General features: G+C 71.5%; 17 protein-coding genes. 9 read left to right on the forward strand and 8 right to left on the reverse strand.

Annotated features, from left to right (window positions below):
- Positions 1 to 24: 24 nt before the first annotated feature.
- From CSR00_RS00805 to CSR00_RS00815, 3 genes are read right to left on the reverse strand one after another with little or no spacing between them, the layout of a single operon-like run.
- A complete protein-coding gene (locus CSR00_RS00805; RefSeq protein WP_099020473.1) occupies positions 25 to 3,321 on the reverse strand; it encodes an error-prone DNA polymerase in 3,297 nt (1,098 codons plus the stop codon).
- 19 nt (positions 3,322 to 3,340) lie between these two features.
- A complete protein-coding gene (locus CSR00_RS00810) occupies positions 3,341 to 3,838 on the reverse strand; it encodes a flavodoxin domain-containing protein (protein WP_218014402.1) in 498 nt (165 codons plus the stop codon).
- An 18-nt stretch (positions 3,839 to 3,856) separates the two neighbouring features.
- Positions 3,857 to 4,459, reverse strand: coding sequence for a hypothetical protein (locus tag CSR00_RS00815; protein WP_099020475.1), 603 nt, complete (start codon positions 4,457 to 4,459; stop codon positions 3,857 to 3,859).
- Positions 4,460 to 4,678: 219 nt separating this feature from the next.
- Between CSR00_RS00815 and CSR00_RS00820 the strand changes: the two genes are divergently transcribed.
- Positions 4,679 to 6,076: a WS/DGAT/MGAT family O-acyltransferase gene (locus CSR00_RS00820; RefSeq protein ID WP_099020476.1), complete on the forward strand. Its 1,398-nt coding sequence runs from the start codon at positions 4,679 to 4,681 to the stop codon at positions 6,074 to 6,076.
- Between the two features lie 45 nt (positions 6,077 to 6,121).
- Here CSR00_RS00820 and ppsA read toward each other — a convergent pair whose 3' ends face one another.
- On the reverse strand, positions 6,122 to 8,410 hold the full coding sequence (gene ppsA / locus CSR00_RS00825) for a phosphoenolpyruvate synthase (protein ID WP_245905758.1): 2,289 nt from the start codon (positions 8,408 to 8,410) through the stop codon (positions 6,122 to 6,124).
- A 284-nt stretch (positions 8,411 to 8,694) separates the two neighbouring features.
- Here ppsA and CSR00_RS00830 point away from each other — a divergent pair, with 284 nt between their 5' ends.
- Positions 8,695 to 10,761 (forward strand): erythromycin esterase family protein, encoded by a 2,067-nt coding sequence (locus CSR00_RS00830; protein WP_099020477.1) that lies wholly within the window; start codon positions 8,695 to 8,697, stop codon positions 10,759 to 10,761.
- 5 nt (positions 10,762 to 10,766) lie between these two features.
- The gene (locus CSR00_RS00835) at positions 10,767 to 11,702 is read left to right on the forward strand and encodes a 1-phosphofructokinase family hexose kinase (RefSeq protein WP_218014403.1); all 936 of its coding nucleotides are present in this window, start codon (positions 10,767 to 10,769) and stop codon (positions 11,700 to 11,702) included.
- 28 nt (positions 11,703 to 11,730) lie between these two features.
- Here CSR00_RS00835 and CSR00_RS00840 read toward each other — a convergent pair whose 3' ends face one another.
- Positions 11,731 to 12,615 (reverse strand): universal stress protein, encoded by an 885-nt coding sequence (locus tag CSR00_RS00840; RefSeq protein WP_099020522.1) that lies wholly within the window; start codon positions 12,613 to 12,615, stop codon positions 11,731 to 11,733.
- A gap of 155 nt (positions 12,616 to 12,770) precedes the next feature.
- Between CSR00_RS00840 and CSR00_RS00845 the strand changes: the two genes are divergently transcribed.
- Positions 12,771 to 16,370, forward strand: coding sequence for an HAD-IA family hydrolase (locus tag CSR00_RS00845; RefSeq protein ID WP_099020478.1), 3,600 nt, complete (start codon positions 12,771 to 12,773; stop codon positions 16,368 to 16,370).
- A gap of 19 nt (positions 16,371 to 16,389) precedes the next feature.
- On the opposite strand, the gene CSR00_RS00850 is transcribed toward CSR00_RS00845, so the two are convergent.
- Positions 16,390 to 17,895, reverse strand: coding sequence for a bifunctional aminoglycoside phosphotransferase/ATP-binding protein (locus CSR00_RS00850; RefSeq protein WP_099020479.1), 1,506 nt, complete (start codon positions 17,893 to 17,895; stop codon positions 16,390 to 16,392).
- Between the two features lie 124 nt (positions 17,896 to 18,019).
- Here CSR00_RS00850 and CSR00_RS00855 point away from each other — a divergent pair, with 124 nt between their 5' ends.
- Positions 18,020 to 19,003: an Acg family FMN-binding oxidoreductase gene (locus CSR00_RS00855; RefSeq protein ID WP_099020480.1), complete on the forward strand. Its 984-nt coding sequence runs from the start codon at positions 18,020 to 18,022 to the stop codon at positions 19,001 to 19,003.
- Between the two features lie 27 nt (positions 19,004 to 19,030).
- A complete protein-coding gene (locus CSR00_RS00860) occupies positions 19,031 to 19,891 on the forward strand; it encodes a universal stress protein (RefSeq protein ID WP_099020481.1) in 861 nt (286 codons plus the stop codon).
- Here the strand turns inward: CSR00_RS00860 and CSR00_RS00865 are convergent.
- Together CSR00_RS00865 and CSR00_RS00870 are read right to left on the reverse strand one after the other, a co-directional pair.
- Entirely contained in the window at positions 19,888 to 20,490 is a 603-nt protein-coding gene (locus CSR00_RS00865) for an Rv1733c family protein (protein ID WP_141564209.1), read from the reverse strand. The genes CSR00_RS00860 and CSR00_RS00865 overlap by 4 nt on opposite strands.
- Before the next feature lie 144 nt (positions 20,491 to 20,634).
- Positions 20,635 to 21,504 (reverse strand): MaoC/PaaZ C-terminal domain-containing protein, encoded by an 870-nt coding sequence (locus tag CSR00_RS00870; protein WP_099020483.1) that lies wholly within the window; start codon positions 21,502 to 21,504, stop codon positions 20,635 to 20,637.
- A 220-nt stretch (positions 21,505 to 21,724) separates the two neighbouring features.
- On the opposite strand from CSR00_RS00870, the gene CSR00_RS00875 reads away from it, so the two are divergent.
- Genes CSR00_RS00875 through CSR00_RS00885 form a run of 3 tightly spaced genes read left to right on the forward strand, consistent with a single transcriptional unit; the run spans position 21,725 to position 26,742 of the window.
- Entirely contained in the window at positions 21,725 to 22,387 is a 663-nt protein-coding gene (locus tag CSR00_RS00875) for a histidine phosphatase family protein (protein WP_099020484.1), read from the forward strand.
- On the forward strand, positions 22,384 to 24,606 hold the full coding sequence (locus CSR00_RS00880) for a molybdopterin-containing oxidoreductase family protein (protein ID WP_099020485.1): 2,223 nt from the start codon (positions 22,384 to 22,386) through the stop codon (positions 24,604 to 24,606). The genes CSR00_RS00875 and CSR00_RS00880 overlap by 4 nt, the downstream gene beginning before the upstream one ends.
- Before the next feature lie 33 nt (positions 24,607 to 24,639).
- On the forward strand, positions 24,640 to 26,742 hold the full coding sequence (locus tag CSR00_RS00885) for an SDR family oxidoreductase (protein ID WP_176561839.1): 2,103 nt from the start codon (positions 24,640 to 24,642) through the stop codon (positions 26,740 to 26,742).
- The last annotated feature ends 33 nt before the right edge of the window (positions 26,743 to 26,775 follow it).

Below are 26,775 nucleotides of genomic sequence, written 5' to 3' on the forward strand. Positions count from 1 at the left end.
TCGCGGCCCGGCGAGGCGGCCGGACTAACGGAAGTCCCGGGACCGCGAGCCCACCCGCATGTCGATGCGCCCCATCCGATCGGCCACCACGGTCACCGCACCGCTGGCGTTCTGCACGATGCCGCGGATCATCAACGCCGAGGCGGTCTGGGCCAGCCTGCGGTGCCGTGACCACACCCCCGGCGAACAGAGCACGTTGACCATGCCCGTCTCGTCCTCGAGATTGACGAACGTCACCCCCTGCGCGGTGGCCGGCCGCTGCCGGTGGGTCACCGCCCCGGCAACCAGCACCCGGGTGCCGTCGGGCACCTGCGGCAGCGCCGCGGCCGCCACCACACCGAGAGCGTCGAGATCCGCGCGCAGGAACTGCGTCGGATAGCTGTCCGGGGAGACCCCGGTGGCCCAGACGTCGGCGGCGGCCAGTTCCACCTCGCTCATCCCGGGCAGCGTCGGCACGTGCGAGGACGTCCCCACCCCGGGCAACCGGCCGGGACGTTCGACGGCCGCCGCGCCCGCCGCCCACAGGGCCTCGCGGCGGGTGATCCCGAAGCAGCCCAGGGCACCGGCGGTCGCCAGCGCCTCGGTCTGCGGGACGCTGAGCCGTACCCGGCCGGTCAGGTCCAGCAGGGAGGCGAACGCGCCGTTGGCCTCGCGTTCGTCGACGATCCGCTGGGCCAGATCCTCGCCGATGTGACGGACCGCGGCCAGGCCCAGCCGGACCTCGTCGCCACCGTTCTGCAGCCCCGGGTGTGACGTCGAGGCGTTGACATCGGGCCCGTGCACCACGACCCCGTGGCGGCGGGCGTCGGCGACCAGCGACTGCGGTGAATAGAAGCCCATCGGCTGGGCCCGCAGCAGGGCCGCGCAGAACGCCGCGGGATGGTGCAACTTCAGCCACGACGAGTAGAAGACCAACGAGGCGAAGCTCAACGAATGGCTTTCCGGGAAGCCGAAATTGGCGAAGGCCTCCAGTTTCTCGTAGATCCGTTCGGCCACCTCGCCGGTGATGCCGTGCCGCTGCGCCATCCCGGCGTAGAACCGGTCCCGCAGCCGTCGCATCTTCTCGGTCGAGCGCTTGGAGCCCATGGCCCGGCGCAGCTGGTCGGCCTCGGCGGCCGAGAACCCCGCACAGTCCACCGCCAGCTGCATGAGCTGCTCCTGGAACAGCGGCACCCCCAGCGTCTTGCGCAGGGCGGGCTCCATCGCCGGATGGTCGTAGGTGACGGGTTCGAGTCCGTTGCGCCGCTTGATGTAGGGGTGCACCGAACCGCCCTGGATGGGGCCGGGGCGGATCAGCGCCACCTCGACCACCAGGTCGTAGAACACCCGCGGTTTCAGCCGCGGCAGGGTAGCCATCTGGGCCCGCGACTCCACCTGGAACACCCCGACGGAATCGGCGCGCTGCAGCATCTCGTAGACCGCCGGTTCGGACAGGTCCAGCCGGGCGAAGTCGACCTCGACGCCCTTGTGCTCGGCCAGCAGGTCCACGGCGTAGTGCAACGCCGAGAGCATGCCCAGCCCCAGCAGGTCGAACTTGACCAAACCGATTGCCGCGCAGTCATCCTTGTCCCACTGCAACACACTGCGGTTGTCCATGCGCGCCCACTCCACCGGACACACGTCGGCGATCGGCCGGTCACAGATGACCATCCCCCCGGAGTGGATGCCCATGTGCCGCGGCAGGTTCTTGATCTCGCCGGCCAGGTCGATCACCGATTCGGGGATGCCCTCGACGTGGTCGGCGTCGGCCAGGTTGCCCCACCCCCCGATCTGCTTGCTCCAGGCGTCCTGCTGTCCCTGGGAGAACCCCAGCGCGCGGGCCATGTCCCGGACCGCGCTGCGCCCCCGATAGGTGATGACGTTGGCGACCTGGGCGGCGTTGTCGCGGCCGTACCGCTCATAGACGTACTGGATGACGTGCTCGCGCAGGTCGGATTCGATGTCGATGTCGATGTCGGGTGGCCCGTCGCGCGCCGGTGACAGGAACCGCTCGAAGAGCAGCTCGTTGGCGATCGGGTCCACGGCGGTGACTCCGAGGGCGTAGCAGACCGCCGAGTTGGCCGCCGATCCCCGGCCCTGGCACAGGATCCCGTTCTCCCGGCAGAACCGGGTGATGTCGTGAACCACCAGGAAATAGCCGGGAAACTTCAGCTCGGCGATGATCGCCAGTTCCTTCTCGATCTGGGCGTAGGCCCGCGGCGCCGACGCCCGCGGCCCGTACCGACCCGCGGCGCCGGCCAGTACCAGCTCGCGCAGCCAGCTGTCCTCGGTGTGTCCGTCGGGGACGTCAAACGGCGGCAGCTGCGGGGCGATGAGCGTCAGCTCGAACGCGCACTGCTCGCCGAGTTCGGCCGCCGCGGTGACCGCGCCGGGACAGTGGGACAGCAGCCGGGCCAGCTCGTCCCCGGACCTCAGATGGGCCCCGCCCAGCGGCGCCAGCCACCCCTCCGCCTGGTCGAGGGACCGGCGGGCCCGGATGGCCCCCATCGCCATGGCCAGCCGACCCCGGGACGGGCCGGCGAAGTGCGCCCCGGTGGTCGCCACGATCCCGACACCGAAGCGCGCCGCGAGTTCGGCCAGGGCCGCATTTCGCTCCCCGTCGAGGGGGTGTCCGTGGCAGGTGAGCTCGACGCTGACCCGGTCGGCGCCGAACCGGTCCACCAGCCCGGCCAGCGCCGCCGCGGCCGCTTCCGGGCCACTCGCCGAATATGCCTGTTGGACATGACCTTTGCGACAGCCGGTGAGGATGTGCCAGTGTCCACCCGCACTCTCGGCTAGGACGTCGAAGTCATACCGTGGCCGGCCCTTCTCCCCGCCGGCCAGATGCGCGGCCGCCAGCTGCCGGGACAGTCGGCGATACCCCTCCGGGCCGCGGGCCAGCACCAGCAGATGCGGGCCCGGCGGGTCGGGGTGCTCGGTGCGCGCCACGTTGCCCAGGGACAGTTCGGCGCCGAACACGGTGGCCATCTCCAGCTCCTTGGCCGCCTCGGCGAACCGGACCACACCGTAGAGACCGTCGTGGTCGGTCAGGGCGATGGCGCGCAGATCCAGGCGCACCGCCTCCTCGACGAGTTCCTCGGGAGTGCTCGCCCCGTCGAGGAAGCTGAAGGCCGAGTGCGCGTGCAGCTCGGCGTAGGGAACACGCGAGCGGGCCTGCACCGGCCCGGGGACCGGTTGGTAGGGCACCCGCCTGCTCGACCAGGCCGGGCTGTCACCCCCGTCGCCGGCAGGCTCACCGAGGGGCAGGCCGGCACGGCGCGGCTTGCTGTTGAGTACGCGCTGCATCTCCGCCCAGCTGGGCGGGCCGTTGTGCCAGCCCACCCCGCCAGGGTATCGAACATCAGTTCGATTCGGAAAGGGGCAGCTGCGCCCGCACGCCCTGCACCCAGGCCCGCACCGCGACGGGATCGCGCCAGTCCCCCGCGTGCGTCTTGGCCAGCGCACTGGCCGGGAAGCCACGCACGTCGGCGTCCAGCGCCCCGCCGAAGGTCTTGTGCCCGCGCGCCCCGATCCGGGCCGCCAGCTTGGCCACCTGGCGCACCGGGGCTATCTCACCCTGGGCCGCCGAGTCGTCCAGCGGGCCGCTGCTGACCAGCCAGACCGGCTTTCCGCGCAGCTCTGCGGCGTGCCGCCGGACGAACCGGCGCGCATGACGGTGCCACCTGTTGGCATACAGCGCTCCGGCGACCACCACCGCGTCGAACCCGCTCAGGTCGTGCACATCGCCGGCGCGCACCACGTCGACCTCGGCGCCCGCGTCGGCGAACGCGTCGCCGATCATCACCGCAAGCCCGGCGGTGGCGCCGCGCTTGGATCCGTAGGCGATCAGGACACGCATCGCCACACCCCCCTCGATCTACTCGATGTTCGTCTTGACCGTGCGCAGGGTGGCCCGCATGATGTGCCCCACGAAGGGCCGGATCAGCCACCAGTAGCGCAGGAAACGTCGCTGCGCCACCGAATCGGTGGTGGCGGTGCGGCATTCGTAGCTGAGCAGCGTTCCGTGCCCATAGGGCCGCACCGAGAAGTTCGCGGCGATCTTGCCCCAGCCGGGCTCGTCGAATGCGGCGAACCGCTCCGCGTCCCATCCGGTCACGTCGTACCACTCGATCACCGGTTGCCAGAACCGGCCCACCGCAACGAAGGCGAACTCACTCCCGGATTCACCCAACACCAGCCAACCGGGCAGCCCGCCCTCCCCGACCACTACTCTCGGCGCCACCGGAACCGCCGTGCCCGACAAGCGTGCGGGCAACCCCCGCAACCACATCGAGGCGTCCAGCAGAGGCGAGCGCACCGTCAGCAGGTCGAGGCTCTGCACCGCCTGCAGGGTGTCGCCCGGGTCGGCCCCGACCACCAGATGTTCGGCGAGCACCACGTCGAAGCGCGGCAGGACGGCGTCCAGGATCGTCTCGGTCGGTGCCCTGTCCAGTGCCTCGTCGGCCGCGCTCTCGGTCATGACCCCATCGTCGGCCTTCGCCGCCCGTCCGGATAGGGTCGCTGGTCCCCGGGCGCACCGCGTCCGGCCCTCTTACCCACGGCCGAAATGGACGGGCCGAGAGTAGGCATAGGTTGGGCCCTGGATTGGGCCCTGGATAAGGCCCTGGATTAAGCCTTGGATTAGGCCCTGGATTAGGCATAGTGAAGTGAACGGGATCTCACCGCGGAGGTACGGGTCATGGAACACTTGTCGGCCCTCGACGCCGGGTTCCTGGAGGTCGAGGACTCCGACCCGCACATCAGCATGGCCATCGGCGGGGTGTCGGTGCTCGATGGTCCCGTCCCCGACTTCGACGAGCTGGTCACCGCACTGACCGAGCGGCTGGTGACCGTCCCGCGGCTGCGTCGGGTGCTGCGCACCCACCGCTTCGATCTGGAACCACCGGAATGGGTCGAGCGCACCGGGCTGGATCTGCGCCACCACTTCCGCCGCACCGCGTTGCCGCAGCCCGGCGACGACGCGACCCTGTTCCGCGCTATCGCCGACATCTTCGAGCGGCGCCTGGACCGGGACCACCCGCTGTGGGAGTGCTGGGTCATCGAGGGCCTGGCGCAGGACCGCTGGGCGCTGGTGATGAAGGTGCACCACTGCATCGCCGACGGGATCTCCGCCACCCGGATGGTGACCGGGCTGTCCGACAACGGGGCGTCGGCCACCACCTTCGCCACCGATATCAACGCCACCGATATCAACGCCACCGACATCAACGCCACCAAGAGCGCTGCGGCCACCGGAGCGGGCCGGTCGCTGCCGCTCAACCCGCTGGACTGGGGGCGCGGCGCGGTGGAGCTGTCGGCCACCGCCACCACCGTGGCCGCCCGGGCGCTGCGGGGCACCGTCGAGGTGGTGTCCGGGCTGGTGAGCCCGGCGGCGGCGAGCTCGCTCAACGGACCCGTCAGCACGCTGCGGCGCTATCACGCCGCCCGCGTCTCGCTCTCGGAGGTCAACGCCGTCTGCGCCGCCTTCGACGCGACCCTCAACGACGTCGCGCTGACCGCCATCACCCAGGGCTACCGCGAGGTGCTGCTGCGCCGGGGCGAGCGCCCCGACCGCACGTCGCTGCGCACGCTGGTCCCGGTCTCGGTGCGGCAGACCGAGGATCTGGACACCCCCGACAACCGGGTCTCGATCATGCTGCCGCTGCTGCCGGTGGACCGGGCCAACCCGCTCGATCAGCTGCGCCTCGTGCGCTCGCGGATGTCCAGGGCCAAGTCCAGCGGCCAGAAGCAGGCCGGCAGTTCGGTGGTGGGCGTCGCCGGCCTGCTGCCGTTCCCGCTGACCGCCTGGGCGGTGCGACTGCTCAGCCGGTTGCCACAACGTGGGGTGGTCAGCCTGGCCACCAACGTGCCCGGGCCCCGCCAACGGCTGCAGGTGCTGGGCCGCGACGTGGTGCGCATGCTGCCCGTCCCACCCATCGCCCTGCACCTGCGCAGCGGCATCGCCATGCTCAGCTACGGCGACGACCTCACCTTCGGCATCGTCGCCGACTACGACAGCGCACCCGATCTCGACGTGCTCGCCACCGGGATCGAACGGTCGGTGGCGCGGCTGGCCGAACTCGCGGCCAAACGGTGATTTCGGTGCAGTACGTCCCGCCCAGCGGGACCTACTGCACCGAAATCACGTGCGGGTCGACTCCAACAGCAGCCTGCGCTCGGCGGCGGCCACGGTGTGGCGGGCGGCCGGGGCGGCGTCGGGGTTGACCGAGATCGACGTGATGCCCATGGCGACCAGCTTCTCGGCGAACGCCGGGTCCGTCGACGGGCGCTGCCCGCACAGCGAGGACGTGATGCCGTGCGTGCGTGCGGTGGAGACGATCCGGCCGATCGCGTCGAGCACCGCGCCGTCGGCCTCGTCGAACACCTCGGCGCAGATCTCCGAATCCCGGTCCACGCCGAGCATCAGCTGGGTCAGGTCGTTGCTGCCGATGGACACCCCGTCGATGCCCATGCCAATGTACTCCGGCAGCCAGTGCACCACCGAAGGCACCTCGGCCATCACCCACCGGTGCAGACCGCGCTGCCTGCCGGCCGGACTGGCGTCGACCAACGCCAGGCACTCCTCCAGCTCCCACTTGGTGCGCACGAAGGGGATCATCAGCCCGAGGTTCGGGCTGCTCTCCCGGATCTGCGCCAGGGCCTGCAGTTCCAGGTTGAACAGCTCGGGATCCTTGATGTAGCGGAAGCACCCCCGGTAGCCGATCATCGGGTTGTGCTCGACGGGCTCGTAGGCCTCGCCGCCCACCAGCTTGCGGAACTCGTTGCTGCGGAAGTCGGTGGCACGGTAGATCACCGGCCGCGGCGCGAACGCGGCGGCGATCCGGCCGACCGATTCGACCAGCGCCCGCACCACCGCGTCACCCTCGCCGTGCGCGATCAGGTCGTGCGGGTGACGCCCGCCCAGCGCCTCGGTGAGGATGAACTCCGCCCGCAGCAGGCCCACCCCGTCCACATCACCGGCCGCGACACGCTCGGCGGTGTCCGGCATGGCGAGGTTGACGTAGATCCTCGTGGCGGTCACCTCGGCGGCCGGACCCGCCGGCGCGGCCGGCCGGTCCTCGGCCTTGACCGTGGGTGCGGCGGCCGCCCCGGCGAGCACCTTTCCGTGCGTGCCGTCGACGGTGACGACCGTGCCCGGCTCCAGGTCCTTGGTCGCGCTGCGCGCACCGACCACACAGGGCACCCCGAGTTCGCGCGCCACGATGGCCGCGTGACAGGTCATGCCACCGGCGTCGGTGACGACCGCGGCCGCCCGGCGCAGCGTCGGCAGCCAGTCCGGGTTGGTCATCGGCGCCACCAGGATCTCGCCGTCGACCAGCTGCCCGCCCTCGTCGGGACTGCGCAGCACCCGCACCGTGCCCGAGGCGGTGCCCGGCGCCGCGGCCAACCCGCGGGCCAGCTCGGTCCCCACGGCCGGTCCCCCGTTGCCGAGCGTGGTGATCGGGCGGGCCTGCACCAGCCAGGTGTCGCCGGCCGGGTCCACCGCCCACTCGATGTCCTGCGGGGTGCCGTGGTGGCGTTCCACCGCGACCGCCAGCTCGGCGACCCGGTGCAGTGCGGCGCCGTCGAGGACGCGGGCATCGGCCTGCTCGGGGCTCAGCGGCTCGTTGCGGTCATGGCCGTCGGCACCGCGCACGATCTGGAAGTCCTGGTGGCCGATGTGGGCGTCGAGTTCCTTCAGCGTGGCCTTGTCGACGGTGTACGTGTCCGGCTGGACCAGGCCCGACACCACGACCTCACCCAGCCCGAACGCACCCTCGATCACCACGTGCTCGCGGTCGCCGCTGCTGGGGTCGGCGGTGAAGGCCACTCCCGACCGCTGCGAGGTGACCATGCGCTGCACGACCACCGCCATGGCCGGTTCGGCCTCGAAGCCGCGGCTGGCCCGGTAGGCCACCACGCGGGGCCCGAACAGCGACATCCAGCACTTGAGCACCGCATCGACCAGCTCGTCGTCACCGGTGATGTCGGTCAGCGTGGCGTTCATCCCCGCGAAAGAGGCGTCGCGTCCGTCCTCGCCGGTCGCCGACGAGCGCACCGCCACCGCCACGTTGTCACCCAGTCGGTGGTAGGCGGCCAGCAGCTCGGTGCGCACCTCGTCGGCGACGCCGGCCTTGGCGACCAGGTCGGCCATCTGCCGGCACAGGGTGGTCAGTTCGTCGGAGTCGGCGATCACCCCCAGCGCCCGACGGTGCAGCTCCGCGAGTTCCTCGGCGACACCGCCCGCCCGCATCGAGACGCGGTAGCAGTCCCGCAGCAGCACGAATCCGGGAGGCACCGGCAGACCGGCACTCACCAGCTCGCCCAGATTGGCCCCCTTGCCACCGGCCTCCTCGGCGTCGGCGAGACTGAGTTTGGTGAAATCGCGGACCTGTGCCGCCATCGTCGCGGTCTGCTGTGCTTCGGTCATGGCTGCCTCCCGGTCGAATCACTCTGATCGTGCCGCCGCGACGCCGCCCGGCACCAGCGGTCGCAGGGCTCGCACCTCCGGTCGGATGGTCACCGCGCGCAGGGACCAATGGCCGCCCCGCCGGTGCGAAATCGGGGACTTCAGAATCTGGGCACGGCGGGTACCGGGTGCTGAGATGAAGGAGAGCACCAGCACCGAAGATCTCCGGCCGAGATAACCCACAATCCCGCGGTCCCGGGACGTGTCGGCCCCGGGACCGCGGCCCTAACTCCGGGAGGGCCACGATGAGTCCCGCGACCACCTCCACGTCCCGACGCAACGAACCCCGCCCGCTGTTCCGCGACCGGCGCGAAGCCGGCCGGGTGCTGGCCCGGCTGCTGGACTCCTACCGGGGCCGGCCCGACGTGATCGTCCTCGGGCTGGCCCGCGGCGGGGTCCCGGTCGCCTTCGAGGTGGCCCGGGCGCTGGGCGCCCCGCTCGACGCCTACGTCGTGCGCAAGCTGGGCGCGCCCGGGCACGAGGAATTCGCCGTCGGCGCGCTCGCCGGAGGCGGGCGGGTGGTGCTCAACGACGACGTGGTCCGCGCTCTGCGCGTCACCCCCACGCAGCTGCGCGAGGTCGCCGAGCGCGAGACCCGCGAACTGCATCGGCGCGAGGCCACCTACCGCGGCGAACGACCGCCGGTGGACGTCGCCGGCAAGACCGTCATCCTCGTCGACGACGGCCTGGCCACCGGGGCGAGCATGCGGGCCGCGGTCATCGCGCTGCGCGAGTGCGAACCCGCCCAGATCGTGGTGGCGGTCCCGGCCGCGCCGGAGTCCACCTGCCGCGAGTTCGCCGGCATGGTCGACGACATGGTGTGCGCCTCGATGCCCACGCCGTTTCTGGCGGTCGGCGAATCCTACTGGGACTTCAGCCAGACCAGCGACGACGAGGTGCGCTCCCTGCTGTCGGCGCCCACCACACCCCCGGCGAGCGCCCCGACACCGACGGCGCCGGAGACACCGGCCCAGTCGATCGCCCGGGTGGCCGTCGACGCCCCCGGCGGAGTGCCGCCCGCCGACGTACTCGACGACCTGATCGGCGATGCCCGGGTCGTGCTCATCGGCGAGAGCTCGCACGGCACCCACGAGTTCTACGAGGCGCGCGCCGAGATCACCAAATGGCTCATCGAGCACAAGGGATTCACCGCGGTGGCCGCCGAGGCGGACTGGCCCGACGCCTACCGGGTCAACCGCTACGCGCACGGCCTGGGCGGCGACACCACCGCCGAGGAGGCCCTCTCGGGATTCGAGCGGTTCCCGGCCTGGATGTGGCGCAACGAGGTGGTCCGCGACTTCGTGACCTGGCTGCGCTGGCACAACCAGCGCCAGTCGTCCTACGCCGACGGCCTGCCGGCCGGGTTCTACGGGCTGGACCTCTACAGCCTGCACCGCTCGATCCAGGAGGTGATCGGCTACCTGGACAGGGTGGATCCGGCGGCGGCCGAACGCGCCCGCGCCCGCTACGCCTGCTTCGATCACGCCTCACCCGAGGACGGGCAGGCCTACGGCTACGCGGCCGCGTTCGGGGCCGGCCCGTCGTGCGAACACGAGGCCGTCGCCCAGCTGGTCGAGGTGCACCGCAACGCCCTGGAGTACCTGCGCAGCGACGGGCTGGTCGCCGAGGACGAACTGTTCTGCGCGCAGCAGAACGCCCAGACGGTGCGAAACGCCGAGGAGTACTACCGGACCATGTTCGGCGGACGGGTCACCTCGTGGAACCTGCGCGACGAGCACATGGCCCAGACCCTGGATGCCCTGCTGGCCCATCTGGACCGCCACCGCGGCGCCCGCGGCGGCACACCGGCACGGATCGTGGTGTGGGCACACAACTCCCACGTCGGCGACGCCCGGGCCACCGAGGTCGGCGGCGACGGCCAGCTCACCCTGGGTCAGCTCGTCCGGCAGCGCTACGGCACCAAGGCCCGGCTGATCGGCTTCTCGACCTACAGCGGCACCGTCACCGCCGCGAGCAGCTGGGGCGGCCAGGCGCAGCGCAAGACGGTCCGCCCGGCGCTGCCCGGTAGCGTCGAGGAGGTGTTCCACCACACCGAGCTGCCCTCGTTCCTGGTGCCGATGCACGACGCGGGCGCGGCCGCCGAGACCCTGGAGACGGTGCGGCTGGCGCGCGCGATCGGCGTGATCTACCTTCCGGCCACCGAACGGCAGAGCCACTATTACCACGTGCGGCCCTCCGATCAGTACGACGCCATGATCCACATCGACCACACCCGGGCCCTGCACCCGCTGGAGCCGAGCAGTGTCTGGATCGCCGGTGAGACCCCGGAGACCTATCCGAGCGGACTGTGAACGCGATGATCGTCACGCTGACGATGAACCCTGCGCTCGACATCACCACCGAGATCGGCACCGTCCAGCCGACCCACAAGATGCGCTGCGGCACACCGCAGTACGATCCCGGCGGCGGCGGCATCAACGTGGCGCGGGTGGCGCGGGTGCTCGGCGCGCCGGTGTCGGCGATCTTTCCCGCCGGCGGTGTCACCGGCGAGGCGCTGAGCCGGCTGCTCGGGATGGCCGGAATACCCGCCGACCGCATTCCGATCGCCGAGCCCACCCGGGAGAGCTTCACCGTCAACGAACTCAGCACCGGCAAGCAGTTCCGGTTCATCCTGCCCGGGCCCGTGCTCACCGACGCCGAGCAGATCGAGTGCCTGGACCGGCTGCGCCACACCGTCGGGGTCGCCGACTACGTGGTGGCCAGCGGCAGTCTGCCGCCGGGGGTGCCCGCGGACTTCTACCAGCGCGTCGCCGACATCTGCGCGGAATTCGGCACGCCGCTGATCCTGGACAGCTCCGGGGACTGCCTGAAATACCTCGACACCGCGGTGCTGCTGCTCAAGCCGAGCCTGCGCGAGTTGAACGAACACTGCGGGCGCTCGCTGACCACCGAGGCCGACCAGATCGCCGCGGCGCGGTCGGTCATCGACGCCGGTCACGCCGACAACGTCGTGGTCTCGCTCGGCGGCCGTGGGGCGCTGCTGGTCTCGGCCGCCGAGGCGGTGCGGTTCGGCGTGATTCCGGTTCAGTCGCGCAGCGGAGTCGGGGCCGGCGACGCGATGGTCGCCGGCATCACCGTCGGCCTGCTGCGCGGTTGGCCGCTGCAGAAGGCGGTGCTGCTGGGCACCGCCACCGGGGCGGCGACCCTGCTGACCCCGGGCACCGAGGTCTGCGACCGCGACGACGTCGAACGGCTCTTCGGCGAGGCCCCCGAACCGGTGCCGGTCGGCTGAGCCGGCTGCGTTCGCCCGGAGCCCCGCGTCAGCGCGCCACGATCACCGGCATCCGAACCGATTGCGCCACCGAGGCACTGACCGACCCCAGCAGCATCCCGGCGAATCCGCCGCGGCCGTGACTGCCGACGACCAGCAGCTGGGCGTTCTTGGACTCCTCGAGCAGGGCGCGCGCCGGCCGGGCCCATTCGACGACCCGGCGCACCGCGACGTCCGGATAGCGTTCGCGCCAGCCGGCCAGCCGCTCCCCGAGCACCTCGTGGGCCTGCTGTTCCAGCGCGTTGTAGTCCAGGCCGGGCATCTCGATCACGTCGGAGTCGCTGATGGCATGCACGGCCACCAGGTCGACACCCCGGCGCGAGGCCGCGTCGAAGGCGATCCCGGTGGCTTCTTCGGAGGCGCGCGACCCGTCGATACCGACGACGACCGGAGCCTGGGCCGGGTTCTCCATCAGCGGGTCCTCGTCGTGGATGACCGCCACCGGGCAGTGCGCATGGCGCACCAGCCCCGAACTGACCGAGCCCAGCAGACCACGCGCCAGCGCACCGCGACCGCGGCTTCCGACGACCACCAACTCGGAATCCTTGCTGAGGTCCACCATGGTCGGCAGGGTGGGGCCGACCGGCATCTCGGTGTGCACCCGCACCCCGCCCCGGTCCTCGGCCGCCGCCTTGGCCACCTCCGCGGCTTCGTCGAGCATCTTGCGGCCCTGCCGGTCCTGCCACTGCGCGTACTCCGGCGGCATCGGCACCTCGGGCCAGGCCATCATCAGCGGCGGACTCAACACATAGGCCAACGTCAGCGGGACGTTTCGCAGTGCAGCCTCACGCGCGGCCCAATCTACGGCCACCTTCGCCGGCGCCGACCCGTCGACCCCGACCAGGATGCCCCGATGCGCTGCGGGAGTGGACATTTCGTTCTCCTTCCGCCGATCGCGGTCAACGTCGACCACAATCCGCCATCGACGGTACCGACCTGAGGCACCACGGGTAAGGGAAACAGGTAACCAATGCGGGGCCGTCCGTCCCGGCCCCGCCGGCGTGACCTCACGTTACCGTGGAGGTCGTTATGCGGGTATCCATCGACGTGCGCCGCCACCGAGCCGTGCTGTTCGACCTCGACGGTGTCGTCACCGACACCGCGGTGGTGCACGCCGCGGCCTGGCGGGATCTGTTCGACGGCATGTTCGCCCGCCGGGGCGCCCGCCCCGGTGAGGACGCCTCGCCGTTCACCGACACCGACTACCTGCACTACGTGGACGGCAAGTCCCGCCTCGACGGCGTGCGCGACTTCCTCGCCGCCCGCAATGTCTCGCTGCCCGAGGGCGACCCCGACGACGACGGCGAGTCCACGATCTACGGTCTGGCCAACCGCAAACAGGCGGCGTTCCTGCGGGCGCTGGAGCACGGTGTCCCCGCCTTCGAGACCACGGTGGCGCTGATCTGCCGGCTGCGCGCCGCCGGCGTCGCCGTCGCGATCTACTCCGCGAGCCGCAACTGCCGGCAGGTGCTGCGGGTCGCCGGTGTCGAGGACCTGTTCCCGGTCGTCGTCGACGGCGTGGAGGCCGAGCGGTTGGGCCTACCCGGCAAACCCGACCCGGCGGTGCTGATCGAAGCGGCCCGCCGCCTCGGGGTGCCCCCGGACCGGAGCGTGGTCGTCGAGGACGCCGAGGCCGGGGTGCAGGCCGGCCACCGCGGCGGGTTCGCGCTGGTGATCGGTGTGGACCGGCACGGCCCGGAAGACAGCGCCGCGGAGGCGCTGCGCAGCTGCGGGGCCGACACCGTGGTCACCGACCTGGGTGAGGTGGGTGTCCGCAACGGCTTCGTGCCCGCGACCGCGCTGCCCGACGCCCGGGGCTGCTTCGACGAGATCGCCACACTGTTGATCGGGCGCACGCCGGCGGTGATCGTGGAGTCGCGGTTGCTCGACGGCCCGGCTCCCGAGTTGGCCCGGCTGGCCGCCCACTGCCCGGTGGCCACCGTCGGCGGCGAACCGGACGCCACCGCCGGTGTCCGGCACCTCGGCGAATTCACCGATCTCGCGTCGGCGGTCGAGGCCATGTCCGACGACGGGACCCGGCTACTGCCGATCGTCGTCGGCTCCGGGCCCGGGGCCGAGGACGGTTTCGACCGGGTGCGCTTCCACGGGGTGGGCATCGTGGTCGGCACCGGCGACGACGCCGCCAGGCCGACCGCGGCGCGCTTCGCGCTGGACGCCCCACAGCACGTGCGGGCGCTGCTGGACCGGCTGGCCGACCACCTCGACACGGTCACGGCACAGGTCGACGACCCGTGGCTGCTCACGTTCGAGGGCTACCACCCCGATCAGGAGCGGTTGCGCGAGGCCCTGTGCACCACCGGTAACGGTGTCTTCGCCACCCGCGGGTGCGCCCCCGAGGCCCGCCCCGGCGTCCACCACTACCCGGGCACCTACCACGCGGGAATCTTCAACCGCCTCTCCGACACGGTCTCCGGTAAACAGGTCGACAACGAGAGCATGGTCAACCTCCCCAACTGGCTTGCGCTGACGTTCCGGGTCGACGGCGGGCCGTGGTTCGACATCGACGGGGTCGAGGTGCTCGCCTACCACCAGAGGATCGATCTGCAGCGCGCGGTGTTGATCCGTGAGTTCCGGGTACGCGACGACGACGGGCGGATCACCCGGTTGACCCAGCGCCGGTTCACCTCCATGCACTGCCCGCACGTGGCCGCACTGGAGTGCATCCTGGTCGCCGAGAACTACAGCGGCAACGTCGAATTCCTCACCGCCGTGGACATCGACGTCGAGAACGACGGGGTCGCACGCTACCGGGGCCTGTCCGGACGGCACCTGGCCATCCGCGAGGCCGGTGAGCTGGGCGCCGATTCCGTTGTGGTGGCCGCCGACACGGTGCAGTCCCGGATCGGGGTGGCGGTCGGCGCGCGCACCACCTTCTGGGGCCCGGACGGGCCCGCCGCGGTGACCCGGCGGTTCTTCTCCGACGACCACCGGGTGGGGCACGTGGTCGCGGTGCCCGTCACCGGGGGCGAGCCCGTCACCGTCGAGAAGACCGCGGTGCTGATGACCGACCGTGACCCCGCGATGGCCGAATCCGCCGAGCAGGCCCGTCGGTGCCTGCCGGGTCTCGGCCGCTTCGCCGAGCTGTACGGCGCGCACTGCACCTCGTGGGACCGGTTGTGGGAGCAGCTGTACATCGATCTCGACGCCGACCTCGACGATCTGCGGGTGCTGCGCTTCCACCTGATGCACATGCTGCAGACCGTGTCCACGCACACCGGCGACCTCGATGCCGGTGTGCCCGCGCGGGGCCTGCACGGCGAGGCCTACCGCGGGCACATCTTCTGGGACGAGCTGTTCGTGTTCCCGGTGCTGAACCTGCGCATCCCCTCGGTCACCCGGGCGCTGCTGACCTACCGCTACCGGCGGTTGCCCGCGGCACGGCGCGCGGCCGCCGAGGCCGGCCACCGCGGTGCGATGTTCCCGTGGCAGTCCGGCAACGACGGCAGCGAGGACAGCCAGCGGCTGCACCTGAATCCGATGTCGGGCCGGTGGAACCCCGACGCCAGCTTTCGCGCGCACCACATCGGCATCGCGGTGGCCTACAACGTGTGGCAGTACTACCAGTCCACCGGCGACGTCGATTTCCTGGTTGCCGAGGGCGCCGAGATGATGGTCGACATCGCCCGGTTCTGGGTGAGCCTGGCCCGGTTCGACCCCGACCGCGACAGATACGTCATCCGCGGGGTGATCGGGCCCGACGAGTTCCATTCCGGATACCCGGGCCGGCCGTTCGAAGGCGTCGACAACAACGCCTACACGAATGTGATGGCCACCTGGGTGATCACCCGCGCCCTGGACGCCCTGGCCCTGCTGGCGTTCGGTGACCGGCTGGCGCTGGTGGAGAGGCTCGGGCTGAGCGAGGAGGAACTTGCACGTTTCGACGACGTGAGCCGGCGCATGTTCGTGCCGTTCCACGACGGGGTGATCAGCCAGTTCGAGGGTTACGCCGAGCTCGAGGAGCTCGACTGGGACGAGTACCGGCGGCGCTACACGGACATCGCGCGGCTGGATCGCATCCTGGAATCCGAGAACGACGACATCAACCGCTACAAGGCGGCCAAGCAGGCCGACGTGCTGATGCTGCTCTATCTGCTCTCGGCCGACGAGCTGCGAGAGCTGTTGGACCGGCTGGGTTACCGGTTCACCCCGGACCAGATCCCCCGGACCGTCGAGTACTACCTGCAGCGGACCTCGCACGGCTCGACGCTGTCGGCCGTCGTGCACGCCTGGGTGCTGGCCCGCGGTAACCGCCATCAGGCGATGAAGTTCTTCGGCGACGTGCTGCGCTCGGATCTCACCGACATCCAGGGGGGCACCACCGCCGAGGGGATCCACCTGGCCGCGATGGCGGGCAGCATCGACCTGGTACAGCGGTGCTTCACCGGCCTGGAAATGCGCGCGGACCGGCTCGTTCTCAATCCGATGTGGCCCGAATCACTAGGACCACTGGTGTTTCCGATCTACTACCGGGGTCAGCGCCTGCACGTGCGGGTACTGGGCCGCGGTGTGGAGGTCAGCGCCGATTCCGACCACGCGATGTCGGTGAAGGTGCAGTGCCACGGCCGGGTACGGCGGTTGGCGGCCGGCAACACCATCCGGTTCGACTGAGGGCCCGGCCGGCACGCGGCTAGGCGCTCAGGCACAGCTCCTGGGCTTCGGCGACCGAATCGGCCAGGGGGCGTTCGGTATTGATCCGGGCAAGGCCGCGCCACGGGTCTTCGGCCCCGCCGTGCTCGCCGGAGTTGTCCGCACCGTGCAGGGCCTCGGCGATGTCTGCGGTGGCGTCCGAATTGCTGCCGGTCCGCTCCCCCACCCGGCTCTTGGCCTCGGCCAGCGGCGCCGAACAGACCATCTCCAGCAGCCTGGCGTTGGCCGACTCGGCCAGCTCGCGGGCGCGGCCGCGTTCGGCCGGGTCGCGCCAGGTCCCGTCCAGGATCACCGACCGGCCCGCCGCCAGCACGCTGTGGGCCCGCCGCAACACCACCTTGTAGACGGTCGCCACATTCTCGGGGGTGTACAGGCCGGCATCGAGTTCGCCGGGCTTGCCGGCGATGACCCCGTCGCGCTGCAGGTCCCTGCGGACGTCGTCGGTGGAGATCACCTGGGCCCCAAGTTTTCCGGCGAGCGAGCGCGCCAGGGTGGTCTTCCCGGTGCCGGGCGCGCCACCGACCACGATCAGCCGCACCGTGGCCGCGCGCAGGTGCTCGGCGGCCAGATCGAGGTGACGGCGGGCCTGCTCGGCGGCCTCGGCGTGGCCCTGGACGCTGCGGATGCAGTCGACCTTGGCCCGGACCACGGCCCGGTAGGCGATGTAGAAGTCCCACAGCGAGCGCGGCGCCTGCTCGTCGGCGCGCCGGCTGTAGCGGTCGATGAACACGTCGGCGAGGTCGCGCCGGCCCCGGTACTCCAGGTCCATCGCCAGGAACGCGGCGTCATCGACGCAATCCACGTGGCGTAGCTGATCGTCGAAGTCCAGGCAGTCCAGCAGCACCGGTCCGTCGTCGAGGCAGAAGATGTCCGGGGCGGTGAGGTCGCCGTGTCCGTCGACCACGCGACGCAGCGTGATCCTGTCGGCGAAGAGCACGGCGCGCCCGAGAATGTACTGGTGGGCAAGGTCTTTGACCTGGTCCAAGGTCTCCTTCGGGATCACGGTACCGGCGTGGGTCTCCAGTTCGCGCAGGTTGTCGTCCCAGCGCGCGGTGACCGCGGGTACCCGCGCGCAGGCATCGATGGCCCGGCTGCGCACCGCGTCGGCGTGGAAGTCGGCCAGATCGTCGGCCACCCGCACCACGTTGGCGGCCAGCCCGTCGGCGTCGGCGGCCACCCGCGCGGCCAGGCTGGTCTGCGACGGATAGCGGCGCATCACCAGCACCGGTTCGCTGTCACCGGGCAGCGGACCGGTGAGGTGGGCGATGCCCAGGTAAGCCTGCGCGGCCAGTCTGCCGTTGAGTTCCCGCTCGCGGATCAGTGCCTGCTCCCGCGCCTCCCGGGTGCTGAAATCGAGGAAGTCGGTGACGACGGGACGCTTGGCCTTGTAGGCTCGGTCGCCGGCGAGGACCACGACACCGGTGTGGGTTTCGTGGACCTCGACGTAGGGATCGCTGCCGGGCTGGACGTCGAATTCCCTGTGCATACTTCGATCGTGCTAGCCGCCGGCCGTTTCGCCAAGTAGTCCTACGACCCGATGCCGAGGACCAATGACTCTGGCCGCACAGCGCGCCGACGGCCAAGATGGTCCATGTAGAGGAAGTGATGACATGGCCGACACAATCGTTGACAGCGACCTCATCAAGCATGCGGTGGCGCTCGCGGCCCGGGCACCGTCGCTGCACAACAGCCAGCCGTGGAACTGGGTGGCGGTGGGGCCCGAACTGCAGCTACACCTGGACCGCAGCCGCATCGTGCGGCACACGGATTCGTCCGCACGGCAGGCCTTGATCAGTTGCGGGGCCGAGCTGGACCACCTCGTCACCGCGATGGCCGCCGCGGGCCGGGAGTCGCTGGTGGAGTACTTCCCCAACCCGAACGATCGTGAGCATCTGGTGACCATCGGCTTCCGCCGATCGGAGTACATCCCGGAGTCGGTCACCGCGCGCGCCAACGCGATCCTGCGCCGGCGCACCGACCGGCTGCCGTTTCTGCCCCCCGGGGAGTGGGACACGATCGAGCCGGCGTTGCACGCGCTCGTCGACTCCGATTCGGCGCGCGTGGACGCATTGCCCGCCGCGGCGCATCCCGAACTGGCCGAGGCGTCCCGGCTGACCGACCGGCTGCGCCGGTACGACTCGGAGTATCAGGCCGAACTGGACTGGTGGACATCGCCCTTCGACCTCAACGAGGGCATCCCGCCCAGTGCCCTGAACTCCGTCGCCGAGGCCGACCGGGTGGACCTCAACCGGACGTTCCCGGCCAGCGCGCACGCCGAGCGCCGCCAGTCGGTGGGCTCCGACCAGGCGCGGGTCCTGGTGGTCTCGACGCCGGACTCCACCCAGCGCGACGCGCTGGAGGCCGGTGCCGCGCTGTCGAAGGTTCTGCTGGAGTGCACCGCGTTCGGCCTGGCCACCTGCCCCGTGAGCCACCTGACCGAGACCGAGGGAGCGCGCAAGATCGTCGCCGGGCTGGTCGGCGATCCGGGGATCCCCCAGGTGCTGGTCCGGGTGGGAATGGCACCCGAACTCGAACGCGTTCCGTCCCCGACACCCCGGCGCGAAGTATCCGACCTGCTGCGGTTCGCCGACTGACGGGCGGGCAGGGCGAAAGGAGGATCCGTGACGGTCGACGAGTCGCCGCCCTGCGTTGTGGTGGGTATCGACGGATCGCGGGCGGCGGTGAGCGCCGCACTGTGGGCCGTCGACGAGGCGGTGGAGCGCAGCATCCCGCTGCGTCTGGTCTACGCCATCGATCCCGCGTCCGCGGCCACCGGCGAGGAGGAGGCGCACAAGCTGGCCACCGCCGAGCTGGCCGTCCGCAATGCCTTCACCGCGGTCGAGGCCGCCGAGCAGCCGGTCAAGGTGGAGATCGAGATCGCCCAGGGCGCGCCGGTGGAGGTACTGCGGCGGGCGTCGCGCTCCGCGGCGATGATCTGCATCGGCGCCGTCGGCCTGCACCACTTCGACGATGGGCGCGTCGGCTCCACCGCCGAGGCGCTGGCGGCCGCCGCGCACTGCCCGGTGGCGGTGATCCGGCACCGGGTCCGCGGCGGGGAACGCGGACCGGGCCGGGTCGTGGTGGAGATCGACCAGTCCGCCGACAGCGACGCCGCCCTGGAGGCGGCGGTCAACGAGGCGCTGCTGCGACGGGCACCGCTGCACGTGCTGGCCCTGTCGCCGGGGACGTCAGCCGGTGACGCCGACCGCGTGCTGGTGGCGCGGGCCGAGCGCAGGATCGCGCAGTGGCAGCACCGCTATCCGGCCCTCGACGTCCACGACGAGGTGGTGCGCAGCAACCTGCTCGACTACGTCGCCGCCAACGGCGCGCACATCCAGCTCGTCGTCGTCGGGATCGACGAGGGCGGCCGACCGGGTGCCGCCGCGGGCACCGAGGTCGCCCCGCTGGTGGGCCCCGACGGTTCGGCCGCCCTGCGCAACTCGGACTGTTCGGTCCTGATCGTCAACGGACGGCGGCTCTAGCGCCGTCCGCCGTCGTCCCCCACGAGGTGCTGCAGTTCCCGGTCCCAGGCCCGCGCGCGGAGCCTGCCCATCCGCAGGTGCACCAGGGCGACGAGCACGGCGCTGACGGTCGCGACACTGACCCACAGCGCGAGCGCTGCCGCGACCGCCTCGGCCCCGGCCCGGGCGCGGTCCGGGGGCGCATCGACCCGATTGCCACCGTCGTCCAGCCAGATCTTGACGGTGTCGCCAGCGCGCACGGGGGCATCCAGCGCCACCACCTCGGTGTGCTTGCCGCCGGAGCGCTGTCCCGGATCCTCCCAGGCCACCGGGGCCGAGATGCGGATCGAGTATCCACGCAGTTCGGTCACGCTGCGCCGGGTGACCGTCGCCTCCACCGGGTGCAACGCCGCGGCCTGGCTGGCATAGAGATGGGCGCGGTCCTCGTGCACGGCGGTGCCGACGGCGCCGACGAACGGGATGGCCAGCAGCACGACCAGCGCCGCCAGCACCGTCACCGAGGCTTCGATCCGGTCGCTGGGCCGCACCAGCGGATTGCGGCCGAAAGCCCGCAGAACCCAGTGGCGTGTGCTGAACCCGGGCGACGACATGACTGACATGACTGCTCCCTCAGGCGGCGCTCCCACCCGGCGCCGATGCAGACCATGGTCGTCGCGCGAGTCGCGACCCGACTAGGGACCAATGGCCCGGGTTGGGGCCCGACAGGTCCCCTACCAGGCTGGTTCAGGGCAGGCCGCGGGCGGCTAATTCTGGTAGGCGGCGGTCCCGTCGGCCAGGACGACCCTGGACCCCGAGCCGTCAAGAGCGGTGGCCTCGGTCATGAAGACCGCCCGGCCCGGGTCGGTGCGCCACACCGAGGTCGTCAGCGTCTCACCCGGAAACACCGGGGAGGTGAACCGCGCCGAGATCTCGGTGACCCGCGACGCGTCACCACCGCCGAGGTCGGCCACCAGCGCCCGGCCGGCGAACCCGTAGGTACACAATCCGTGCAGGATCGGCCGGGGAAAGCCGGCCAGGTTCTGGGCGAACCACGGATCGCTGTGCAGTGGATTGCGGTCACCGGAAAGCCGGTAGATCAGCGCCTGGTCCTCGCGGGTCGGCATGACGGTGCGGGAGTCGGGGTCACGGTCGGGCACCTCCGGCGCCGGAGGCCGTGTGCCCTGCACCCCGCCGAACCCGCCGGCGCCGCGAATGACGAACGTGGCCACGGTGTCGGCGACCGGTTCGTCGGTCTCGGGGTCACTGCCGCGGGCGCGCAGCATCACGATCGCGTTCTTGCCCGGCCCCTTGTCCTGGATGTCGGCCACCTCGCAGACCACGCTCAACCGCCCCGCGGGCGGCAGGGGGCGGTGCAGGCGGATCCGCTGGGATCCGTGCAGCAGCCTGCCGAAGTCGAAGTCGCCGATCTCGCCGGCGGCGGCGAACCCGTTGCAGGCGATCACCGCGTAGGTGGGCAACACCTGCTGGGTCACGTCGTGACTGTTCTCGGTGGTGAACGCCAAATCCGTGGTCCCGCAACCGACACCGAGCGCATAGAGCAGGGTGTCGCGGTCCGTCCAGGAGAACGTGTACGGCGCGGTGGTCGCGCCGACGGCGTTCGGGTCGATCGGCATGCGGCGCCTCCCTGCTGTGGTCCGGGTCGAGCTGCGTGGTCGATAGCTGCCGACCCTATACCGGTGTGCGATCCAAGCCGGCAAACCGCACCCGCCGGCCTGCACCGGTCGGTACGGTGACGTTGAGGGTCTCGGGGTCGGGGTACCTGGGAGGTGGTGGCGGGTCTTGCGGCGCACACGGACATCTCTGGGGCATCTCGGCAAAGCGGCCGCCGCCCTGATGGCCGCCGCGATGGTCGGCGCCTGCGGCTCCGGGCCGCCGCCACCGCCGTCGATCGTCCTGACCTTCGTCCGCCACGCCCAGTCCGCGGGCAATGCCTCGGGCCTGATCAACACCGCGGTGCCCGGACCGGGCCTGACCACCGAGGGACGCGAACAGGCCGAGGACGCCGCCGACTCGTTGCGCCGCAACGACTACGACGGGATCTACGCCTCGACGATGGTGCGCTCCCAGCAGACCGCCGCGCCGCTGGCGGCCGACCTCGACGAACGGGTCGAGGTGCTGCCCGGCCTGCGCGAGATCGACGCGGGCTGGTTCGAGGGCACCCCGGAGGCCGGGGCGGCCTCGACGTATCTGCTGGCACCCGAGCAGTGGCTCGAGGGCTTCCGCGGCGCGACCATCCCGGGTTCCATCGACGGCAACGAGTTCAACGACCAGTTCAGCGCGGCGGTGCACAAGATCTATGACAGCGGAGACACCAAGCCGGTGGCGTTCTCCCACGCCGCGGCGATCATGCTGTGGACGCAGATGAACGTGCGCAATCCCGATCACAGCCTGCTGATGTCGCATCCGCTGCCCAACACCGGACGGGTGGTGATCAAGGGCAACCCGGTCACCGGGTGGACACTGGTGGACTGGGACGGGATCGAGGACTTCGATTGACCCGGGCCGACCCCGCCACCACCTACACGTTCTGCCGGTACTGCCACGCCGCCTGCGGCATCGAGGTGACGGTACGCGACAACCGCGCCGAGAAGATCTCCCCGGACAGGCAGAACCCGCACACCTGGCGGGACTTCTGCGCCAAGGGCCGCACCGCCGCCCAGATGGTGGAGCATCCCCGCCGCCTGCGCACCCCGCTGCGCCGGGTGCCCGTCGGGGCCGGATACCGCTACGTCGAGGCATCCTGGGAGGAGGCCCTGTCCGACATCGCCGCGCGGCTCAACGCGGTGATCGACGCCGACGGCCCCGACGCGGTCGGCGCCTACTACGGAAACCCCGCCGGCTATTCGTCGTCGAACCTGATCTTCTTCAATGCGCTGCTGGACGCGATCGGCACCGGCAACCGCTACGCCGTGGGCTCGGTCGACCAGAACGCGCTGCACGTCGTCGCCGAGGAGATGTACGGCTCGTCGCTGATGGTGCCGGTCTCCGATGTCGACGAGTGCGACTTCTTCCTGCTGGTGGGCACCAATCCGGCGGTGTCGGCGTGGAACTGGTTGGAGACGGTGCCCGGCGGATGGCGCCGCGCGCTGGACCGGCAGCAGCGGGGGGCCACGATCGTCGTCGTCGACCCGGTGCGTACGGAGACCGCGGAGCGTGCCGATGCGCACCTGGCCGTGTACCCGGGCCAGGACTGGGCGCTGTTGCTCGGGATGGTCAAGGTCATCCTCGACGAGGGCCTCGAGCACCGTGCCGACTGTCGCGAACTGGCCACCGGGGTAGGCGATCTGCGCCGGCTGGCCGCTGCGGCCGACCTCGATGACCTGGCGGCGCGCTGTGACATTCCACGCTCCCGGATCGAATGGCTGGCCCGGTCGTTCGCGACGGCACGCACCGCGATGGCGATCACCCGCACGGGGGTCTCGCTGCATCCGGCCGGCACCGTCGGCGAGTGGCTGGGGCAGGTGCTCAACGTGATCACCGGTCGGATGGATCGCCCCGGCGGACGCCGCTTCGAGGCCGGCTACGTCGACGCGCTGCGGATGGCGGGCCTGGCCAAGAATCCCGATCACCTGAGCCGGGTGACCGGCCGGCCCATGGTCGCCGGCGCGCACGCCCTGGCCGAGTTGCCCGCCGAGATCACCACGCCCGGGCCCGGCCGGATCCGCGCGGTGCTGCTCAACTGCGGCAACCCCGTGGTCTCCGGTCCCGACGGAGCCGCCCTCGACGCCGCGCTGGCACAGCTGGATCTGTTGGTGGCCGTCGATCTGGTGCAACGCGAAAGCCACCGGCACGCACACTGGCTGCTTCCGGCCGCGCACTGGCTGGAGCGCGCCGACCTGCTGGCCTTCACCAGCGGCATGCACGACGAACCGTTCATCCAGTACGGAGCGCGGGTGCTGGACCCGCCCGCGGGTGTCCGCGAGGAATGGCGCGTCTTCACCGATCTCGCCCTGGCGATGCGCAGGCCGCTGTTCGGGGTGCGCGGCGTCAACGGGTTCATCGCGGCCACCCGCCGGCTGGCCGCGCTGACCCGCCGCCCCGCCCTGGCCTTCGGGCCGCACTGGCTGGACCGGCTGGTGCTGGCCACCTCCCGCAGGTTCGGTGGGCGCCGGGTGCGCTGGCGCGACGTGATCGCCCACCCGCACGGCATGGTGTTGGGCCCGCGGGAGTACGGCCGGTTCCGCGCGGCGCTGCGCACCGACGACGGCCGGGTGCACGCCGCGCCGGCACCGTTCGTCGCCCGCGCCCACGAGCTGCTGGCGGCGACGCGACCGGCCGTTCCCGCGGAGTTCCCACTGCTGCTGGGCAACCGGCGGCGCCGGCATTCGATGAACTCGTGGCTCAACGAGCTGCCCGGGCTGCACCCGGCGGGACGGGCCAACGAGGTGCTGATCCATCCGCACGACGCCCGCGCCCTCGGCGTGCGCGACGGTGACCGGGTCCGGGTGTCCTCGACGGTGGCCGCGGTCGAGCTCGCCGCGGTGATCAGCGACCGGCCCCGTCCGGGCATGGTGCTCATCGACCACGGCTGGGGCTCGCGGATCTTCGACCCCGCGGGAGGGACCGACCCGCAGCGGTTCGGGGTGAACCGCAACCTTCTGGTGGACGGTGCGGCGCTGGATCCGCTGTCGCAGACCTCGGCGATGGACTCCGGCCGCGTCCGGGTCGAACGACTGGCCGACGAACTCCCGGACGAATCAGCCGCGAGGTGTTGACGGACTCCGCCGCGACGGGCCACGATGACGCGCATGCGTTATGTCGTTACCGGCGGTACCGGGTTCATCGGCCGCCGGGTGGTCACCGCACTGCTCGACGCTGACCCGGATGCCGTGGTGTGGGTCCTGGTGCGCCGGCCCAGCCTGGCCCGCTTCGAGAGGCTGGCCGCCGGGTGGGGCCCGCGGGCGCAACCGCTGATCGGCGACCTGACGGTTGCACAGCTCGGCCTCGAGCCCACCGCGCTCGCCGAGCTCGGCGCCGTCGACCACCTCGTGCACTGCGCCGCGATCTACGACCTCACCGCCGACGAGGCCCGGCAGCACGCCGCCAATGTCGAGGGCACCCGGGCGGTGATCGGGCTGGCCCGGCACCTGGACGCGACGCTGCACCACGTCTCCTCGATCGCGGTGGCCGGCAGCTATCCCGGGGTGTACACCGAGGACGACTTCGACGTCGGGCAGGCGTTGCCGACGCCTTACCACCGCACGAAGTTCCAGGCCGAGGCGCTGGTCCGAACGGCGGCGGGGCTGCGGTACCGCATCTACCGGCCGGCGGTGGTGGTCGGCGACTCGCGCACCGGGGAGATCGACAAGGTCGACGGCCCCTACTACTTCTTCGGGCTGCTGGCCAGGCTGGCGGCACTCCCCGCGTTCGCGCCGGTGGCCCTGCCCGACACCGGCCGCACCAACATCGTGCCGGTGGACTATGTGGCCGAGGCGCTGGTGGCGCTCATCGGCGCCGACGGCCACGACGGCGCGACCTTCCATCTGACCGCGCCCCGGGCCATCAGCCTGCCCGGCATCTACCGGGCGCTGGCGCCGGCGGCGGGGCTGCCGCGGCTGCGGATGTCGCTGCCGGGAGCGCTGGCCCGCCCGGTGCTGGACGCGCGGGGCCGTGCCCGCGCCTGGCGCAACATGGCCGCCACCCAGCTGGGCCTGCCCGCCGAGATCCTCGACGTCGTCGACCTCGCCCCGACCTTCACCGCCGAGCGCACCCGGGAGGCGCTGCGCGCAACGGGGATCGCGGTACCCGACTTCGCGGCCTATGCGCCGGCCCTGTGGCGCTACTGGGCCACCCACCTGGACCCGGCCCGCACCCGCCGTGTCGACGACACCGAGCCGCTGGCGGGCCGCCACGTCATCATCACCGGCGCCTCCAGCGGGATCGGCAGGGCCGCAGCGCTCGCGGTGGCCGCACGCGGCGCCACGGTCTTCGCGCTGGCCCGCAACGGCGAGGCCCTGTCCGGCCTGGTCGGCGAGATCCGCGCCGCCGGCGGGCAGGGGTACGCCTTCACCTGCGATGTCACCGACACCGAATCGGTGGATCGGACGGTCTCGGAGATCCTCGACCGGTTCGGCCACGTCGACTATCTGGTGAACAATGCCGGGCGGTCCATCCGCCGGTCGGTGCAGGCCTCCACCGGCCGACTGCACGACTACGAGCGGGTGATGGCGGTCAACTACTTCGGCGCCGTCCGGATGGTGCTAGCCCTGCTGCCCCACTGGCGCGAACGCCGCTTCGGCCATATCGTCAACGTCTCCAGCGCCGGGGTGCAGGCCAATTCCCCGCGGTATTCGGCCTATCTGCCCAGCAAGGCCGCGCTGGACACCTTCGCCGACGTGGTGGCCGCCGAGACGCTGTCCGACCACGTCACCTTCACCACCATCCACATGCCGCTGGTGCGCACACCGATGATCACGCCGTCGAAACGGCTGAACCCCGTTCCGGCGATCAGCGCCGAGCACGCCGCGGCCATGGTGGTGCGCGGACTGATCGACAAACCGGTGCGCATCGACACCCCACTGGGCACACTGTCGGACCTCGGGAACTACTTCACCCCACGGCTGTCCCGACGGGTGCTGCATCAGCTGTATCTGGGCTATCCGGATTCCGCCGCGGCACGCGGCTATCCGGACCCCGCCGCGGCACGCGGCCATCCGGACCCCGCCGCGGCACGCGGCCATCCGGACCCCGCCGCGGCACGCGGCCATCCGGACCCCGCCGCTTCCGAACCACCGGAGCCGCGGGAGCGACCGCGCCGACGGCCGCGTCCGCCGGCCCGGGCCCTGCGCGCGATGCGGGTACCGCGCCCGGTGAAGCAGGCGGTACGCCTGGTTCCCGGCGTGCACTGGTGAGTCCGCCGGCCACGGCGTGACCGACACGCCGCA

It is taken from the genome of Mycolicibacterium palauense, assembly GCF_002592005.1.
Lineage (GTDB): Bacteria > Actinomycetota > Actinomycetes > Mycobacteriales > Mycobacteriaceae > Mycobacterium > Mycobacterium palauense.